Here is a 17,254-nt window from a genome sequence, read left to right as displayed (position 1 = left end):
CGACGGGAGTAACCATGAGTGACGAACTCGACCTTGACGACTGGCTGGCAACTGGCACCGTGGCGCGTGTTGACGTGCCGATCTACAACGACCCGGCTGTAGCGGCTGAGGCTGAGGCGCTACGGGTTGAGCGTGCCGAGATCGAGGCCGCACTCAAGGATGACAGCGGCGAAAAGTCGCTGACCGACACCGACCCATTCGCGGACATTGACGCGCGCATTGAGGCCGTCTCCGAACTCTTCGAGGCGTCCCTATCGACGTGGACGATGGGTGCAGTTTCGGGCGACGAGTGGGACGCGATCGAGGATGCGCACCCTCGCGAGCCTCAGCCCACAAAGCCGCCTGTAGGTGCGCCCGCTCCGGTTGCCAAGAAGTACCTCGAGGACTTCCGCGAGTGGCAAAAGCGCGACAAGGAACGCCGCTTGACAGTGGACATCGCCACCGTCGCCGCATCCGTGCTGTCGGTCACTCAAGGCGACAAGACGACAACGAGCGTCACGGCTGAGCATGTGCGCCGGTTGCGTTCGCGTCCCGGTGGTATCCCTCAGTTTAACCGCCTGTTAGATGCCGCAATTCAGGCCACTAAGGGTGAGGTCGCTCCCCCGCTCCCAAAATAGTCAGCGCCCTACGTGAGCGCGACGGCCTGCGCGTCCAACTTGAGACAGCGCGGGACTGGGGCAAGTCGCCGTCTGAATATGAGGCGCTATCTGCCCGTGATCGAACGCTCATGCAGGCGCTCACCCTTTACGACAAGTCCACGAACTCGCTGGGCATCGATGCCGTCAAGGCGTCCGACCCCGAGTTCGAGGGCTGGTGGACCGTCGAGTGGCGCACCGACTACACGGTCAAGGCCATTAAGGACACGGGCCACAAGCCCGAGGCACACGAGTTCCCTGTCGTGACGCTCGACCCCGATTACAAGCCGCGCCGTCCATCGAAGTAGGCCCGCGCGCCACAACTCAACATCGCCGAAGGTGGCCGCATGGCGCTGCGAACCTGCCGGATTGATGGCTGTGGGCGTGAGTTGGTCAAGCCTTACGGGCGTGGCATGTGCTCCATGCACTGGAAGCGGTGGTGGCGGCACGGCGATCCGGAGTATGTGCGCCCAGTCGTGGTTGGCGTAGCCGAGTGTGACGTTGACGGATGCGAGCAAAAGGTGTGGTCGCGCGGCTGGTGCGGCACCCACTACTCGCGCTGGCAGCGCACAGGCTCCCCGACGACGCGGCGGGCGGGCGAGGTGGTCAACGGGTGTCGCGTGTGCCCAGCATGCGGCGTCGACAAGACGCTGACCGCATTCACCGCAAACAAGGGCGGCCCGTGCAAAGCGTGCATGGCGAGGCGCAAGCGGATTCGCTCAGTGTTCGTGCCCGCTCCGCCCAAGAGGGACCGGGATTGCACATGCCGCGCGTGCGGCACTGAGTTCCGAGGCAATGGCAAGAACTACTCGTACTGCTCCCGCGAATGCTTCGAGTCGTACCGCCATAAGGCGAACTGGAAGCACGTAACAGCTCGCCGCGCAAGGGTGCGCGCGGCAACGGTCGAGCCATATCGCCGCGAGGACATCTTCGAGCGCGACGAGTGGACGTGCGGCATCTGCCACGGACCAATCGACAAGGGCGAGGAGTGGCCGTCGCTCGCAAGCCCCGTCGTGGATCACATTATCCCGCTGTCTCGCGGCGGTGAGCACTCGCCTGCAAATGCACAGGCCGCTCACAACGGCTGCAACATCCGCAAGTCCAACAAGGTCGTGGAGGCAATGGCGTGAGCAACACCAGGACCATCAGCGTTAAGTTGAACGCCCAGATTGCCGGCTACCAGGCCGCGATGAAGGCGGCGCAGGACTCCACGGACAAGTTCGCCGCATCGGTTGACCGTGACGGCAAGCGCATCGACACGGTCGCGGGTCGAATGGTCCGCTCGGCTGAGGTCAACCGCGAGTCGTGGACGACGGCGGGCGCGTCGATCACGGCTTTTGGTGCCGCAGGAGCCGTGGCGTTCGGCCTGTCTGCGAAGGCCGCGATGGACTGGGAGACGGCCTGGACTGGCGTTCTCAAGACCGTTGAGGGCACCGACGAGCAACTGTCCCAGCTTGAAGCGGATCTGCGTCAGATGGCGACGGAACTGCCTGCGACGCACGAGGAAATCGCTGCGGTTGCTGAGGCTGCCGGTCAGTTGGGTGTTGCAACGCCGAACGTGGCCGCATTCACGCGGGTCATGATTGACCTGGGCGAGACGACGAATCTCACCGCGGATGAGGCCGCGACCGCCTTGGCCCGAATCTCCAACATCATGGGCACGTCCGCCACAGACGTTGACCGCATGGGCGCGACCATCGTTGACCTCGGAAACAATGCCGCCACGACCGAGGCCGAGATTGTGGCCCTGGGCACACGTCTCGCGGCGGCTGGAAGTCAGGCCGGACTATCCGAGGCCGACGTGTTCGCGTTCGCATCGGCCCTCACGTCTGTGGGCGTTGAGGCCGAGGCTGGCGGCACGGCGATGTCGAAGGTGTTCACGTCCATTGGCGACGCGGTGCGTGACGGTGGCGCTGATCTCGAGACGTTCGCAAGGGTCGCGGGAGTGTCGGTCGAGGACTTCCGCTCGGCATTCGAGGACGACGCGGCGACGGCTATCGGCATGTTCGTTGAGGGCATGGGCCGGATGGCTCAGTCCGGCGAGTCGACCACGCAGGTGTTCGATGACCTGGGTCTCGCAGATGAACGCCTCAAGCGCTCTGTGCTGTCGCTGGGCTCGGCTCAGGGCTTGCTCAATGACCAGTTGGAGATTGCCAACGGTGCATGGGAGTCCAACGAGGCGCTTGTTGCCGAGGCTGAGAAGCGCTACGACACGACCGAAGCCAAGATTGCCATCGCGCGCAACTCGCTCAACGAGGCCGCGATTGTCATTGGCGAGAACCTGCTGCCGATGCTCGCGGACCTTGCGGGCGGTGTGGCGAACGTATCTCAGTGGTTTGCCGACCTGGACCCCGGCGTGCAGCGGGCGATTACCGGCCTGGGCGGTGTAGCTACGGTCACGTCGCTCGCGGCGGGCGGCTTCCTGCTGATGTTCCCGCGCATGATCGAAACAGGGCGCGCACTCAGGGACATTGGCGCAATCTCGCCGCGTGTTGCAAGTGGCATCGGACGGATCGCAGGTGGCGCAACGCGCGTCGGCGGCGCAGTGGGTATCGCGGCAGGCGTCACTTGGGGACTCAACGAGGCGCTGACCGCAGCGGCCAAATCTTCCGTGAACGCAGCGGGAGGCGTGGCCGAGGTCACCAAGGCGATGCTCGACGCAAAGGACGCTGGCGGCGGTCTCGAGGATGCCCTGTTCGCGCTCGGCCAGTTCGAGCAGAACGACAGCCCGTGGTCATTTGCGGCCAAGGACCTAGGCAGTCTCGAGGAGGCGCTTGAGGCAGCCGAGTACAGCGCAAAGGGCTTCTGGGGCCAACTCAACGGCCCTGGCACTGGCGCATTCTCGCAGGCCGACGAAGAGCAGGCGGCCGAGATCTTCCGCTCGCTCGACAGTGCCCTCAGCGGCCTCGTGCAGAGTGGCAACATTGAGACGGCAAAGAACCTGCTCGCCGACACCGGCCTCGAAGTAGAGCGCCTTGAGGCTCAATTGCCGGAGTACCGCGACGCCCTAGCGGCTGCCGACATTGCACAGGGAGACGCCGCCGATTCTGCCGCCGTGGCAAACGACGCATGGGGTGACACTGCTGACGCTGCGGATGATGCAACAGAATCGCTGGAAGACCTGATCGACGCGCAGCGCGAAGCCGCAGGCATCGCTCTGGACGCCCGCTCGGCGGCGAGGCAGTACGAGCAGGCGCTTGACGACGCAGCCGAGGCGCTGGAAGAGAATGGCGCGACCCTGGACCGCAACACGGCGAAGGGACGCGCAAACGAATCCGCTCTCGATGACCTCGCTCGAGCCGCCCTGGATCAGCGCGATGCGATGCGAGAAGCGGATGCCGCCGCTGAGGATATTGATGCGACGATGGGGAGTGCCCGCGAGGCGTTTGTCCTAACGGCAACCCAGATGGGACTCACGGCTGAAGAGGCCGAAGGCCTGGCCGACGACCTCGGCCTGATTCCAGATGAAGTTTCAACTCGCGCGGACTTTGACAGCCGGCCCGCAGAGCGTGAGCGCCGAACCCTAATGGGCAACTACGCTCGCGTGCCCCGCAACATCACGACCACAGTTTCTGTGGATACGTCAAACGCGACGGCCCGGCTTAACGCGCTCAAGACCAAGATTGCATCGATGGGCGGCACCGTCTCGGGGCCAATCGCCTACGGGACGTTCGCGACCGGTGGCCCCGTGTTCGGCCCTGGCTCGGAAACGTCCGACTCAATCCCGGCACTGCTGTCCCACAACGAGCACGTGTTGTCGGCGCAAGAGGTTCGCGGGATGGGTGGTCACGCTGCGGTCGCCGAGATGCGCGCGATGGCTCGTGCCGGATTCGCCAACGGCGGCAACTTCAATGCAGTGGGCGCGGCCATGAACACTGGCCCGTCCGTGACCGTGAGCCCGTCCGTGTCTACGTCGCCCATGTCGAGTGGCGACATCGCGGCGCTGGGCGACTACATGATTGCCGCATCTCAGCGTTTGGCGCGTGGGGAGATTGATATGACCGGTCGCCGCGTTGCAGGGGGTGTGCGCTAATGGCCGTCACCGTTTCGGCATCGCTCGTGGGTGCAACAACCCCGCGCATGGTGCAGATCGAGGTCAATGGTCTGACCATCGGCGACGAGGTGACGATTACCGGGTCAACTGGCCCGTGGTCGTGGTACGTGCGTGGTGCATCCCCTGCCGTCGCGTCGTCGTCGCAGTTGATTCGCATTGACAACACCGGGGCCGTGAATGCGCCGGTCGTCTACACGGTGCGCGTCGATGGTGCTGACTACCAGACCGCGCCAATCACGGTCACATACGACGGCGACTACCTGCTCACGTCACTGGACGGGGAGACGGTGGTGGACTTCACGTGGTTGGACAACGCCGACCCGCGCGAGATTGCCATTGACCAGCATTTCTCGCGAGTACCCGGTCGCCGTAGTACTGTCGTGCGCTTCTCGGAGGCGGGCGGTGAGTCTGGGGAGATTGCCGCGCGCACCAGTTTCGTGAACTCACGGCTGTTGCGTGCCGAGCTGGGCAAGTCCGCGCCAATGATCCTGCGCACCAATGGCGACATTCGCGACGTGCCTGCCGTCCAGGTGGTGTCGGTTGCCGCCGCCCCGTCTCAACTGTGGGCGGGCGATGGCGGCACGTCGAAGCAGCGTGTGTGGTCCCTGTCGTGGGTCGAAACAGAAGACCCCTACGCGACGGTCGCGGTGACAAACTCCACGGTCGCTGACTTCAACGCCTTCATTCTGACGCAGGGCGGCACGGTTGCTGACTTCAACACGTGGATGCTCAGTCAGGGCGGCACGGTCGCTGACTTCAACCGCTTTGACTTTGCCTCCGAGGTTGCCTGATGCGCGCGGGTGCTCCCACCGTAATTCAGGCGGCGGCGGTCGGGTATCGGGTGCGCGTTGATTCCTACCTGGGCGCGTCCACACTCGCTGAGGATGTGCGACCCTCGGGCGGCTCGTACACCTTCGACACAACACGCGAGGATATCGAGTCAGCGACACTCGCATTCCCCGCCGTGGCCGCTGGTCGCAACTGGACCCCAGGAAGCAACACGCAGGCCGCGCTGGCGAACTACGGGCAAGAACTCACCCTCAACGCCATCATGCACTTGGGTGACGAGCGCTGGGTGACGGAACTTGCGCGCGTCGTCAATGCCGAATGGACGGACGGCGGCGGCGACATTGAAGTGCAGGCTCACGGCGTACTAGGCCGTGTTGCCGAGGACCGATTCTCAACGCCCCAGGTTCCCCGTCGAGGCGGCACGCTCGCCAGCGAGTTCCGGCGCATCATGCCCGCTGGAATCCCTGTGGACATTGACCCGGCGCTCGTGGATCGCGCGTGCCCATCTTCGTTTGAGTGGCCCGAGGATCGACTCGCGGCACTGTACGACATTGCCGACACGTGGCCCGCGCTGATCGTGCCGGACGGGTTCGGCGGCGTGCGACTGATCCCCGACTTGCCCGACACCGTGACGCCCACCATGACATTCACGGACGGCGAGGGCGGCACTGTCGTCTCTGCCCCACGCTCAGACACGCGCTCGGGCCGCTACAACCATGTGATCGCGCGCGCGCAGTCCACCGAGTCTGACGCGCCGCTGATTCAGGGCGAGGCGTTCGTCACGTCCGGCCCGTTCGCTGTCGATGGTCCGTACGGTCGCGTGACCCGTTTCTATACGTCGCCCACGCTGACCTCGAAGTCACAGTGCGAGTCGGCTGCGGCGTCGATTCTCAAGACGTCCATGCGTCCGGCACGCACCGTCGAAGCCACCGCCGCTGTCGATCCGCGTGTCGAGCCATATGAGCCGGTCGAGGTGATCCGCGAGGGCGTGCGCTACCTCGGCTACGTCATCGCAGGCACATTCCCCACCGGCCCCGGCGATATGCGGCTGACTGTCTCTGTCGTGTCTGAAAGCGAGGTGTGAGCGTGTCAGACAAGCTCGCAAACGCCTTGCAGTCAGTCAAGCGCGCCCACGGCGACAATGACCCATATTGGCGGGCTGAGGTTGTGTCGGTTGACGAGGATGCACGTCGCATCGAAGTCGCCGCTGGTGAGTCAACGATAGTGATTCCCGCGGTGGGATTCATTGGCGACTATGCGCCGGGGCAGACCGCCTACATCACTCGCGATCCCGCTGGACCGGTGGCGCTGGGGAGCATCGGCATTGCTCGCACGCCTCTGTCGCGCCCTTCGACGGGCACCGTGACTGCGATCAGCGGCTCGACTGTCACCATCTCGACTACGGCAGGCACGGTGGTCGCCGGGTCGATTGTGTCTGCCGTGATTAGCGTCAACGACAAGGTGCTGATCCAGTGGGACGACAATGGCAAGGCGTGGGTCGTCGGCGAGGTAGGCGTGGCCGCATCTGCGCCCGCGACGCCAACAGGCCTGTCCCTGTCGCTCGACGGCAACACCGTCACCGCCACCGCCAACCCATCGAGCGGCGCGACGGGATACCGGTTCCGCTTCAACTATGGCGGCGCCTGGTCGTATGTGTCGAACGATGTGCCGGTGGCGACCTTTGGACTAGCCCAGGGCCAGACACTCACTGTGGCGATTCAGGCCAACAACACTGGCGGCTCGTCGGGGTGGAGTGGATCGCAGGCCATATCTCGCGACGCTGCCGTGAAGTACAAGACGTTCACGACGACCATTCAGCCCTCCGACTCTGGCACGTACCGCAACAGCGTAAACCGTTGGAACGATTGGAATCGTGGCCGCTGGGACTTCCCCCGCGCCCTGTACCAGGGCAACGCCTACGGGTCTGGCGACATGACCGGCCTCGCTGTCTACGGGAGCCGTATCGCCAACTTGGGCGCCGTAGAAATCACCAAAGCGACCCTCAAGCTCAAGCGCAACGACTATGCCGGAGCGGGCGCTGAATCTGCCGTCGTTCGAGGCTCCACCAACGGCTCGATCCCCGGTGGCGCACCTTCGTTGACCGGCGCGACCGTCACGGCGCCGTCAATGGGTAAGGGGTCCACACGGACCGTCGCGCTCTCATCGGCCATGCGCGAGGGATTGCGCACCGGGTCGATCAAAGGCCTGGCGCTCGTTGGCCCTGGCGACGCGGGCTTCTACGGCACAGGCGGCTCAATGTCCATCGAAATCACCTACGTGAAGGCCGTGTGACATGTGGACCGTCTGCAAATGCGGCGTGGTCGTGGGCGATGCGGCTGCGCACGCCACCTTCCACGACGCCCACCCCATGCCTACGCCCGAACCGCCCGTTGACCCTGACCCCGAGCCTGAACCCACGGAGGAAACCCCATGACCACACAGGACACATGGCCGTCACTCGTCCCCGGCGACCAGATGCAGCCGTTCCAGGACATTTGGAACACGCTATCGCGCCGTTCCATCTTCCCCGTCGCGGACAACACTGAGCGCGATGATGTTCTGGTGCCGTGGCTGGCGACGAAGGGCATGGAAGCGCCGAGTGCCGATAACCCGCTGTATGTCCACAACAAGGCTCAACCAGTGGGTGCGCAGTTGCAGTCGAGCGTGGATGGGAGTGCGTGGGTGACGCACTATGCGAACGGCCCCTTTGCGGTCGCCGCCGGTGTGACTCCTAACCTCACGCCGGGTGGCTTCCGTGCGGTCACCTTTCCTTCAGGACGCTTCACACACCCCCCGATCGTCACCGCTCAGGTGACGTCCGCGTCGGGCTCTGCCATTGGCGCATCCGCGCTCATCCTCAACGTCACTACATCTGGCTTTGACCTGCGCCCCGAGGCGGGCACATCCGTCGCGTGGCACTGGCACGCGATTCAGGTGACACCCACAAGCGGTGCGGGGTAGCGGTCATGACACCCGACAAGACGCACTCCATAGAGGCAGTCGAAATCGCCAAGTTGGAGGGGCAGATGAAAGAGGGCTTTGCTGACCTGGGCGGCAAGTTGGACACCCTGATCGCAAAGCAGGATTCATCGGAGCAACAGCGATACGAGGACCGGGCGCTGAACGATGCCCGCTATCACGACCACGAGGACCGGCTGCGCGCTGTTGAAGCACGCAAGACGATTGCGCCGTGGCAACTGTGGACAGCCGTATCCGGCGGCGTGCTGCTGGTCGGCTCAGTGGTGACGACGCTGGCAACGATCTTCAACTAACCCAACGACGCTAGGAGGGCGCAATGGGACTAGCACAAGCACTGGAGTCGGGGCCGAAAGCCGACCCCCGCACACGATGCGGCGTGGGCGATTGGGAGCAGTCCCTTTCGCCCGACCTTCGCGAGGCATTGGCATCACTGAAGCAACTCGCTCTCGCTCATGCGGGTGGATGGAACATGGCGAAGTTGTATCGCGAGGTTCTGGACGATGGCCTTACGCTCAGGTACAACGCCTTTGCGAGCCACCTCAAGGGAGGGTGCTCCTGTGGGGATCGCTGAGGCCGCACGCCAGCACACAATGACCACCCGCGCAAAGGTGCTGACGTTCGATATCGAGCGTCGCCCCGGCGTGTACCTCTCATGGGGTCCGCGCGTGAAGTACATGGGCCGCGAGAAGCAACTCATTCGCTCGTCCACTATCTCGTTCGCGGCCAAATGGTACGGCGACCCCGATGTCACGTATCGCGCCATTGATCCGGTCGACTCCATGTTCATGCAGCCCGAGGACGTTCCCGGCTACCGTGACATGCTCGTTTCGATCCGCGACCTCATGGACCAGGCAGACATCGTGGTCGGGTACAACTCGATCAGGTTCGATGAGGCCAAGTTGCGCGGCGAGTTTGCACGCATGGGCATCCCTGAGCCGTCGCCGTATCGCTCGCTTGACCTCATGCGCACAAGCAAGCGCATGGGCTGGGACTACGCATCGTTGGCCGAGACGCTGGATGCTTTCGGACTGGGTGGCAAGGTTGCTCACCAGGGGTTCGCGTTGTGGACGGACTTCCTGCGCGGCGACACTGAGGCTCACGCGCTCATGGAGGAATACAACATCGGGGACGTGATTCAGACTGAGCGCGCGATGGATGCCATGCGCCCCTGGATCAAAGACCATCCGAACCTCAACCTGTGGGCCGGGCATGATGAGTCCGGCAACCCCGTCGAGGTCTGCTGCAACTGCGGCAAGTCCGAGCTCGCACTTGTAGAGGGCAGGTCGGCAATGACCGCGCTCACGAACTATGCGCTGGTGAAGTGCAAGGCGTGTGGCGCATTCCAGCGACGCAACTTCGTCAAGGCCCGCACGCTGTTGCGAACCGTGCGCTGAGATAACGCGGCCCGTTGTGCCGTGTCGTGACTACGCGACATTCCCCAATGTCACCGTTCGGTGACATCTCACCTGTTGTCACCGTTCGGTGACATCGCCTGCCCTGCGTGGTCGCGCCGGGGCACCTCCTAGGGGCCGTTTCGACGGAAGCGTGACCGACCTCTTCCCCGCCATGCCGCTAACCCTTTGGAGGAATCATGGCCCGCTATCCCGGCGCAATCTGGAAGCCCATCGACGCGAAGTATCTGCCCGGTCGCAAACTCGTGACGCACAACCGCGTGAACCTGCATGTTGCCGTCTCGGAAGCGTCGTCACTTCATGGCTACTTCAACGGACCCGGCAAGCCCTCGTCGCACATGTACCTGCGCAAAGATGGCGTGTTCGAGCAGTACGTGGACACCGACTACATGGCAGAGGCCGACCTCGAGGGCAACGATGCGACGATCAGCGTCGAGACTCAGGGTGGCGTGAAGAATGCGAACGGCGAACCCTGGACTGACGCGCAGGTTGAAGCGCTGGCAGAGTTCTACGCTTGGTGCGTCAAGACTCACGGCGTCTCATTGCGCATGGCGACCTCATCGAAGCTCGGGGATGAATCGCGCGGACTGTCCTGGCATCGTCTCGGCATCGACGGCAACTTCCCTGACCTGCCCGACATTCGCGCCGGACGTTTGCAGCGTGGCGGCGGCATGTACTACTCACGGTCGCGCGGCAAGATTTGTCCCGGCGATGCGAAGATCAAGCAGGTTCCCGCCGTGTTCTCTCGCGCCGCCATCATTCTTGAAGGTGAAGTCTCAGGTGGCGGCAACTCGAAGCCTGACGTGAAGCCGGATCCGAAGCCTGAACCCAAGCCGACCGGCATTGACGAGGACGGCTACTGGGGCGGCGACACAACTGAGGCGCTACAGCGGTCGCAAGGAACGCCCGTAGATCGCAAGGTGTCGAGACAGTCGAACTTCTGGAAGACCGCTAACCCTGGCCTGACGAGCGGCTGGGAGTGGGTTGCATCGGCGAAGGCACTCGGGTCGCAACTCATCGCTTCCATGCAGCGGGAAATGGGCATCGAAGATGACGGACGCATTGGGCCGGACACGATCAACGCCCTGTCTAAGCGCTACGGCATCAAAGGTGACGGACACCTGGACGGCCCATCCATGACCATCAAGGCGATGCAGCGTCGCCTCAATGCCACCGGCAAGTTCTAGGAGGAAGCCATGAAGTATCTGCACGACATCCTGCCCGCACGAGTTCGCTGGCACGTCTACGGCACCATCACTCTTGCGCTGGCTGTGTGGTCAATCTGGGAGGCATCCCAGGGCGATTGGGGCCAGTTCGCAATCGCCATCGCATCAGCCACCGCTACGGCAATGGCTCAGGGCAACACCGACACGAGTGGGCCTGCTGAGTAGTCGCACACCCCCCTGCCTCGCGCCCCGTCTCACTCTTCGGAGTCGAGGCGGGGCGCTTTTGGTGTTTCTAGGGAGTCCCTACTTGAAGGAATCGACCACAATCTCGCCGTCGTCACCAGGTGAAGCGAAGCAAGTCCACTCAAACTCGGGAATCGAGTCGTGAACCGTGAACTCAAGTCGGTCACCATCGCGGCCCTCGAGCTCGCTGAACACCCACACGTCCTCATCGCCGTGATACTTCGCCAGCACATCGGCCTCGCACGCGGCCTGCGCTTCGGCCTTGTAGTCGTTGTCGCTCGAGATGCTGGCGAGCATCCAGACGACGAATGCAACGACGACGGACGCCACAACTCCCACGCCGATCCATATCTTGCGCTCCACGCTGTCCGGCTTTGATGCCTCTTCACTCACGATTGCCCCTCTCGTTTGGGGACAGGGTAGCGCGAGTGTCAATGTCGCACCCCCGCGCGAGACCACGCCGCCGCGCACGGGCCGAGTCCCGCATGTTGGAATAGCACCCACCCTTATTCAAGGATGTGGCGCAAAGTGGAACAGCGCCCCGTCTCACTCGTCGGAGTCGAGGCGGGGCGTCTCGCGGGTTGAGTGGGGCGATAGCCGAATGGCTAGCACGATGGCCAGCAGGGGCAGGTTCAGTGAAATGAGAATCCCCCGGCATCTTCACGATTACCGGGGGATTTATCGGAGCCGCCTAAGGGAATCGAACCCTTGACCTATTCATTACGAGTGAATCGCTCTGCCGACTGAGCTAAGGCGGCGTGCAACCCGAGGGCTGCGAGTAGACATACTAGCGCGTCAACACTCAGTTCCCGAATCGGGCATCACACCGTCCACGAGGAACCCGTCGACGTTGTCGATGATGCACTGGTTTGAACGCCCGTAGGCGGTGTGGCCTTCGCCGTCGTAGACGAGGAGTTCGGCGCCCAGGCGGTCGGCAAGCGACTCCGACCACGCCAGTGGCGTTGCGGGGTCGTTGGTGGTGCCGATCACAAGCATCTGCGGGGCCGTAGCGGCGTTGTCCAGGGACGTCACGATGTCATCGGCGACCCACGGCCACCCCTCGCAGCCGGTCGACCCGGCGAACCACCAGCCGAAGGTCGGCGACGCCTCGTTCATCAGCGCACGGAAGTCCTCGACGTCGCTGTAGTCCCACGGGTCCTCCTCGCCCGCGTCGAGGCAGCCGATCGCTGTGAACGCCCACGTCGCGTTCGCGGAGTACGTGCCGGAGGTGCCGTCGCGGTCCAGGTAGAAGTTGGCGAGCGTATACATGACGCCACCGGTTCCCGAGGCAGTGAGCTCGGTCAGCGCGGTGTTGAGCAACCCCCACGAGCCCTCGTCGTACAACGTGACGACAATGCCGTAGACCATGAGGTTGCCGTTGAGCTGCCAGGCCTCGCCGGTTTCGAAGGGCTCCTGGCGAGCGCGGTCCATCAGCGAAGAGATTTGCGCGCGCATCTCGTCAACGGTGCCGTCGAGCGCGCAGTCCTCTTGCTCACCGCACCACACCAAGAAGTTGGTGAGCGCCTGCTCAAATCCCTCAGCCTGGCCAATCGACTGTTCCTCGCCGGGCAGCAGGAAGTCGACTGCGCCATCGAGCGCGAGCCTGCCGACGTTGTCAGGGAAAAGCTCGGCGTACGTCGCTCCCAGCTGGGTGCCGTACGAGAATCCCAGGTAGTACAACTCCTCGTCACCCAGGATCGTGCGCAGCAGATCCATGTCGCGCGCGGCTGAGGCCGTGTCGACGTTCTCCACGACGGCTCCGGAACTGTTGGCACACTCGGCAGCAAAGGCCTCGGTGCGCGCAACAGACGCGTCCATGTCCTCTTGCGACTCGAGCGGGTAGTCGGGGATGTAGTACTGATCGATCACGTCGTCGTCGCCGCACATGACGGGCGTCGATTGGCCTACGCCTCTCGGGTCGAATCCCACGACGTCATACGCGGCCAGGAGGTCGTCGCCCGCGGTCGTCACAAAGTACTCGGTGAAGTCCAGCCCCGAGCCGCCTGGCCCTCCGGGGTTGATGAGCAACGACCCCATGCGCTCTGCGCCCCCGCGGGCCCCAGATCGGTTGATGGCGAGGTCCATGAGTTCGCCTTCTGGCTCGGACCAGTCGACGGGGACCTTGACGGTGGCACACTCGAGCGATCCGCACTCTTCCCAGGCAATGTCTTGGGTGTAGATGTCGACCGGACCGGTGCTGTCACCCGTAGCGCCATCGCTGGCGCCGCCGTCAGGCGTCACCTGCTCTTTGTCAGGCGTACAGGCGGTGAGCACCAGGGCCGATGCCGCGGCGAGGGCAAGCACGGAGGCAACGCGAGTTGTCATGGCGCCTACCCTACGCGGCAGTCCGCGGCCGCAGTGCGAGTGTCATTGCCTCAAGCGCGAGCAGCGGCGCGACGTTGCCGGCAAGGCGCTCCCTGGTCAGCGCGAGCGCATCGAGACACCGCATGGTGTCAGCCAGGGCAGTCCGCTGTGCCAACTGCGCGATGTGGCTGCGGTGGGACGCGTTCACCAGGGGCAGGTCAGCCCCCACTTGGACGCAGGCGACGTCGCGATACAGCGACAGCAGGTCCACGATGGCGCGGTCGAGGACGTCGCGCTTGTGGCGGGTGGCGCGCCGCTTTTGGTCGTCTTCGAGCTGCTTCACCTGGGAGCGCAAAGCGGGCGGAAGACGCCCGCCGTCGTCTGCGCCCAGAGTCTTCAGCAGCGCGTTGCGTTCTTCGACATCGCGTTCGGCCGTGGCTGCGGCGGCATCCTCCTCTGCGACCTTGACGAGGTCCGCCGCTGCCAGGACGGCGTCGCCCACTCCCCTGATCTCTGTCGCCAACGCGAGCACCTGTGCACGCCTCGCGCGGGCCTCGGGATCGCGGGCGAGGCGCCGCGCAACCCCAATATGGCTTTGGGAGGCGTAGGCGCACTCGCGCGCGAGTTCCGCGTCGACGCCGTCACGGTCGACCAGCAACTGCGCGACCGCCTCGGGATCCGGAATGTGCAGGCTCACGTGCCTGGACCGCGACCGGATGGTCACCATGACGTCGTGCGCCGAGGGCGCGCACAACACCCAGACGGTGCGCGGCGGCGGTTCCTCGATCGACTTGAGCAACAAGTTCGACGTGCGCTCGGTCATACGGTCCGCGTCCTCAACGAGCATCACGCGCCACCGACCCGCGCTTGGGGCGGACTGAGCCGTGGCGACGAGGTCGCGAACTTCATCGATTGAGATGGTGACTTTGTCAGTCGCCAGCACCGTGACATCCGCATGGGTTCCGCTCATGGAGGTGACGCACGCACGGCACTGCCCGCAACCGCCCGCCTCGCACTGGAGCGCCGCGGCAAAGGCCCGGCCCGCGACGGACCGACCGGAACCGGGCGGTCCCGTCACAAGCCACGCATGCGTCATTGCCTCGGGGCGCTCAACCGCTGCTCGCAGGGGCGCAATCGCGTCGGCCTGTCCCACGAGGTCGTCCCATACAGTCACGGCGTCCCCCAGGGCTCGACGGCGAGGTTGCCGCCGGCGACGCCCGGCAGGCCCTTCGCGCCCAGTGCGACGTTGACCGCCTCGCGCACGTGCCCCGCAACCGCGTCGATGCTCTGCGCGGCGTCGATCACCACGTACCGCTCGGGTTCACGACGAGCGAGGTCGAGGAACGCCTGCCGGATCAACGCCTTGTACTCGCCGGTTTCGCGCTCCACACGGTCCAGTTCACGGTCAAGCCTGCCCTCACCTGGCTCCATGTCGAGCAGCACCGTGAGGTCAGGGAGCAAGCCCTCGGTCCCCCATGTGGAGATCCGCTCGACTTCCTCTCCAAGCCCGCGCGCACCGCCTTGATACACGATCGACGAGTCGATGTACCGGTCCTGGACGACAACGGCGCCGCGCTCGAGTGCCGGACGAACCTTGGTCGCGATGTGATGCGCGCGATCGGCGGCGTAAAGGAGCGCCTCGGCACGGGGCGCCACGTGGTCGCCGTGCATGATCGCTTGGCGCAGCTGCTGCCCTAGCGGGGTCCCGCCAGGCTCGCGTGTGACGACCACCTCGCGATCGCCGCGCATGGCCTGGGCCAGCCGGTCGATCTGGGTGGTTTTGCCCACGCCGTCGCCGCCCTCGAACACCACAAAGAACCCGCTCATGCGACCAACCTACCCGCGCCCCCAGACACGCGAAATCCTCCGCAGAGGCCGGCACCATCCGATCAAGACGTGCAACACACCACACGCCTCTTCCATGGCCGACCGTTCCGGGAGCACACTAGTGACCGAGGAGTGGGCGATGCCGGTGCCAACGAAGGTCATGGGAGCGCTAGCGGTGGCCGCAGCGCTCTTGTCGGCATGCACCGCACCGCCTGACGCCCCCACCGCTGTCTTTGTCGGGGACTCCTTCACGGAGGGCTACGCCCTTTCCACGGCCGATGCCGACGAGCGCTGGCCTAGCCTGCTCGCCCAGGAACTGGGCTGGGAAGAAATCAACGCTGGGTGCGCGGGCGCGGGTTACACGCGACAAGGCGCCGTGTGCACCACGACGTTCCGCGAGCAACTGCCCACACACATTGAGGCAGACCCCGACATCATTGTGCTGTCAGGGGGACTCAACGACCTCGCCTCGACACCCGAGCACATTCGCGCGGCCGTGCGCGCAACGTACCTGTCCGTACGCGAGACGTACCCAGACGCCACCATCTACGCCGTTTCCGGCGTGGCACCCAACGCCACCGCGGCATCGGCCCTCACGACGGTCAACGACGCCGTCGCCGCCGCTGCCAGCGAGATTGGCGCCGTGTTCGTGGACATTGGCGAGCCGCTTCAGGACCGGCCCGACCTGCTTGCGATCGACGGCTTCCACCCCAACGCGGCCGGCCACCACGTCATCGCCGAGCTCACCTCCAACGTGATCGCCGGCGACTGACGCTCAACGCTCGTTCGGGTAGACCAGCCCAATCTGCGCGCGGATCTCGTCGAGGCTACGCATGATGTCTAGCGTGGTGTCGAGGGAGTGGAGCTCTGACTCAGTACGGCCAGCGGCGATGCACCTCGCCACTTCGGCAACCTCGAACTGGAAGCCGTTGTCGACCTGCCCGTCGAACTCGATGACCGTGCCGTCGTTGCGGTCCAGCGTGAAGGTGGTGGGGCTGTAGAACGTCCCGTCGAGGCGGATCATGCCCTCGGTGCCCGCGATCTGTGCGGTGTTCGCGGTCCGTGCTTCGAGAGTCGTGTTCACGGTCGCGACCGCCCCGTCGTACTCGAAGATGGCCGCCACCTGTGCGTCCACTCCCAGGTCCGTGAGCCGACCGCGGGCAGTGATCGCCTGGGGCGCGCCGAGCATGTGGTGGGCGAACGAGACCGGGTAGACCCCGAGATCCAGAAGAGCGCCCCCGGCGAGTTCTGGCTTGACCAGGCGCTCAACGTGGGTGAGCAACTGGCCGTGGTCCGCCTGCACGGCCACCACGTCGCCGATCTCACCGCGCGCGATGAGGTCCCGCACGGCATACATGTGGGGCAAGTGCGGCGCCCACATCGCCTCCATCATGAAGACACCACGCTCGCGTGCAGCGTCGATGACCTGCTGGGCCTGCGCCACGTTCTGCGTGAAGGGCTTCTCGACGAGCAGGTGCTTGCCGGCGTTGATCGCCAGCAGCGCGGGCTCGTGATGGTTCGAGTGAGGAGTGGCAACGTAAACGATGTCCACGTTGGGGTCCGCCACGAGTTCCGCGTAGGAACCGTAGGCAGTCGGGATGCCCTTTTCTTCCGCGAATGCCTGCGCGTTGGCGAGGCTAGATGCGGATGCCACGGCCACCACCTCTGACTGCGTGAACTGCTGGACCGCGTCGGTGAGCTTGCGGGCAATGCCGCCGGCGCCCAGGATTCCCCAGCGGTACCCTGGCGCCTCCATGGGGTCGGGCGCAGTCGCGGGGGCCAGGGGTGTCTCGGTCGTGGCGTCGCTCATGGCGCCAGCCTAGTGGGCTTGCTGGAGCCTGCGAC

The 17,254-nt window shown here is 64.7% G+C and carries 19 protein-coding genes and 1 tRNA gene; 14 read left to right on the top strand and 6 right to left on the bottom strand.

Annotation, left to right across the window (positions count from 1 at the left end):
• The first annotated feature begins 14 nt into the window (after positions 1-14).
• The 13 genes from AOP75_RS06970 to AOP75_RS06915 all read left to right on the top strand — a co-directional run bounded on the left by AOP75_RS06970 (position 15) and on the right by AOP75_RS06915 (position 11,260).
• Entirely contained in the window at positions 15-617 is a 603-nt protein-coding gene (locus AOP75_RS06970; RefSeq protein ID WP_062077679.1) for a hypothetical protein, read from the top strand.
• A 110-nt stretch (positions 618-727) separates the two neighbouring features.
• Positions 728-943 carry a hypothetical protein gene (locus AOP75_RS06965; RefSeq protein WP_062077676.1) on the top strand — a complete coding sequence of 72 codons (216 nt, stop codon included), beginning with the start codon at positions 728-730 and terminating at the stop codon, positions 941-943.
• Between the two features lie 39 nt (positions 944-982).
• Complete coding sequence (locus tag AOP75_RS06960; RefSeq protein WP_062077674.1) at positions 983-1,765, top strand: HNH endonuclease; 783 nt, start codon at positions 983-985, stop codon at positions 1,763-1,765.
• Positions 1,762-4,668, top strand: a complete 2,907-nt coding sequence (locus tag AOP75_RS06955; protein ID WP_062077672.1) for a phage tail tape measure protein — start codon at positions 1,762-1,764, stop codon at positions 4,666-4,668. The genes AOP75_RS06960 and AOP75_RS06955 overlap by 4 nt, the downstream gene beginning before the upstream one ends.
• Positions 4,668-5,480, top strand: a complete 813-nt coding sequence (locus tag AOP75_RS06950; RefSeq protein ID WP_062077670.1) for a hypothetical protein — start codon at positions 4,668-4,670, stop codon at positions 5,478-5,480. Before AOP75_RS06955 ends, AOP75_RS06950 begins: the two co-directional genes overlap by 1 nt.
• Positions 5,480-6,562, top strand: a complete 1,083-nt coding sequence (locus AOP75_RS06945; RefSeq protein ID WP_062077668.1) for a hypothetical protein — start codon at positions 5,480-5,482, stop codon at positions 6,560-6,562. Before AOP75_RS06950 ends, AOP75_RS06945 begins: the two co-directional genes overlap by 1 nt.
• A 2-nt stretch (positions 6,563-6,564) precedes the next feature.
• A complete protein-coding gene (locus tag AOP75_RS06940) occupies positions 6,565-7,770 on the top strand; it encodes a hypothetical protein (protein WP_062077666.1) in 1,206 nt (401 codons plus the stop codon).
• 1 nt (position 7,771) lies between these two features.
• Entirely contained in the window at positions 7,772-7,912 is a 141-nt protein-coding gene (locus AOP75_RS12625) for a hypothetical protein (RefSeq protein WP_161794550.1), read from the top strand.
• Entirely contained in the window at positions 7,909-8,439 is a 531-nt protein-coding gene (locus tag AOP75_RS06935) for a hypothetical protein (RefSeq protein ID WP_062077664.1), read from the top strand. Before AOP75_RS12625 ends, AOP75_RS06935 begins: the two co-directional genes overlap by 4 nt.
• 5 nt (positions 8,440-8,444) lie before the next feature.
• Complete coding sequence (locus AOP75_RS06930) at positions 8,445-8,750, top strand: hypothetical protein (protein WP_062077662.1); 306 nt, start codon at positions 8,445-8,447, stop codon at positions 8,748-8,750.
• A 297-nt stretch (positions 8,751-9,047) separates the two neighbouring features.
• Positions 9,048-9,851: a ribonuclease H-like domain-containing protein gene (locus AOP75_RS06925; RefSeq protein WP_161794549.1), complete on the top strand. Its 804-nt coding sequence runs from the start codon at positions 9,048-9,050 to the stop codon at positions 9,849-9,851.
• Positions 9,852-10,048: 197 nt separating this feature from the next.
• Positions 10,049-11,056 (top strand): peptidoglycan recognition protein family protein, encoded by a 1,008-nt coding sequence (locus tag AOP75_RS06920; protein ID WP_062077658.1) that lies wholly within the window; start codon positions 10,049-10,051, stop codon positions 11,054-11,056.
• A 9-nt stretch (positions 11,057-11,065) separates the two neighbouring features.
• Positions 11,066-11,260, top strand: a complete 195-nt coding sequence (locus AOP75_RS06915; RefSeq protein WP_062077656.1) for a hypothetical protein — start codon at positions 11,066-11,068, stop codon at positions 11,258-11,260.
• A 78-nt stretch (positions 11,261-11,338) separates the two neighbouring features.
• On the opposite strand, the gene AOP75_RS06910 is transcribed toward AOP75_RS06915, so the two are convergent.
• The 5 genes from AOP75_RS06910 to tmk form a co-directional block, all read right to left on the bottom strand.
• The gene (locus AOP75_RS06910; RefSeq protein ID WP_062077654.1) at positions 11,339-11,671 is read right to left on the bottom strand and encodes a hypothetical protein; all 333 of its coding nucleotides are present in this window, start codon (positions 11,669-11,671) and stop codon (positions 11,339-11,341) included.
• Between the two features lie 292 nt (positions 11,672-11,963).
• A tRNA-Thr gene (locus tag AOP75_RS06905) sits at positions 11,964-12,036 on the bottom strand.
• A 37-nt stretch (positions 12,037-12,073) separates the two neighbouring features.
• A complete protein-coding gene (locus AOP75_RS06900) occupies positions 12,074-13,603 on the bottom strand; it encodes an alpha/beta hydrolase (RefSeq protein ID WP_062077652.1) in 1,530 nt (509 codons plus the stop codon).
• A 10-nt stretch (positions 13,604-13,613) separates the two neighbouring features.
• Positions 13,614-14,756 carry a DNA polymerase III subunit delta' gene (locus AOP75_RS06895; RefSeq protein WP_062077650.1) on the bottom strand — a complete coding sequence of 381 codons (1,143 nt, stop codon included), beginning with the start codon at positions 14,754-14,756 and terminating at the stop codon, positions 13,614-13,616.
• Positions 14,753-15,409, bottom strand: coding sequence for a dTMP kinase (gene tmk, locus AOP75_RS06890; protein WP_152649985.1), 657 nt, complete (start codon positions 15,407-15,409; stop codon positions 14,753-14,755). Before tmk ends, AOP75_RS06895 begins: the two co-directional genes overlap by 4 nt.
• A gap of 139 nt (positions 15,410-15,548) precedes the next feature.
• Here tmk and AOP75_RS06885 point away from each other — a divergent pair, with 139 nt between their 5' ends.
• Positions 15,549-16,181 (top strand): SGNH/GDSL hydrolase family protein, encoded by a 633-nt coding sequence (locus AOP75_RS06885; RefSeq protein ID WP_161794548.1) that lies wholly within the window; start codon positions 15,549-15,551, stop codon positions 16,179-16,181.
• Between the two features lie 3 nt (positions 16,182-16,184).
• Here the strand turns inward: AOP75_RS06885 and AOP75_RS06880 are convergent, their stop codons facing one another.
• Entirely contained in the window at positions 16,185-17,219 is a 1,035-nt protein-coding gene (locus AOP75_RS06880; protein WP_062077646.1) for a Gfo/Idh/MocA family protein, read from the bottom strand.
• Between the last annotated feature and the right edge of the window lie 35 nt (positions 17,220-17,254).

The organism is Demequina globuliformis (assembly GCF_000975155.1).
Classification (GTDB): Bacteria; Actinomycetota; Actinomycetes; order Actinomycetales; family Demequinaceae; genus Demequina; species Demequina globuliformis.
The sequence above is the reverse complement of the archived record's forward strand: the minus strand, read 5'-3'. Positions and strand labels throughout refer to the sequence as shown.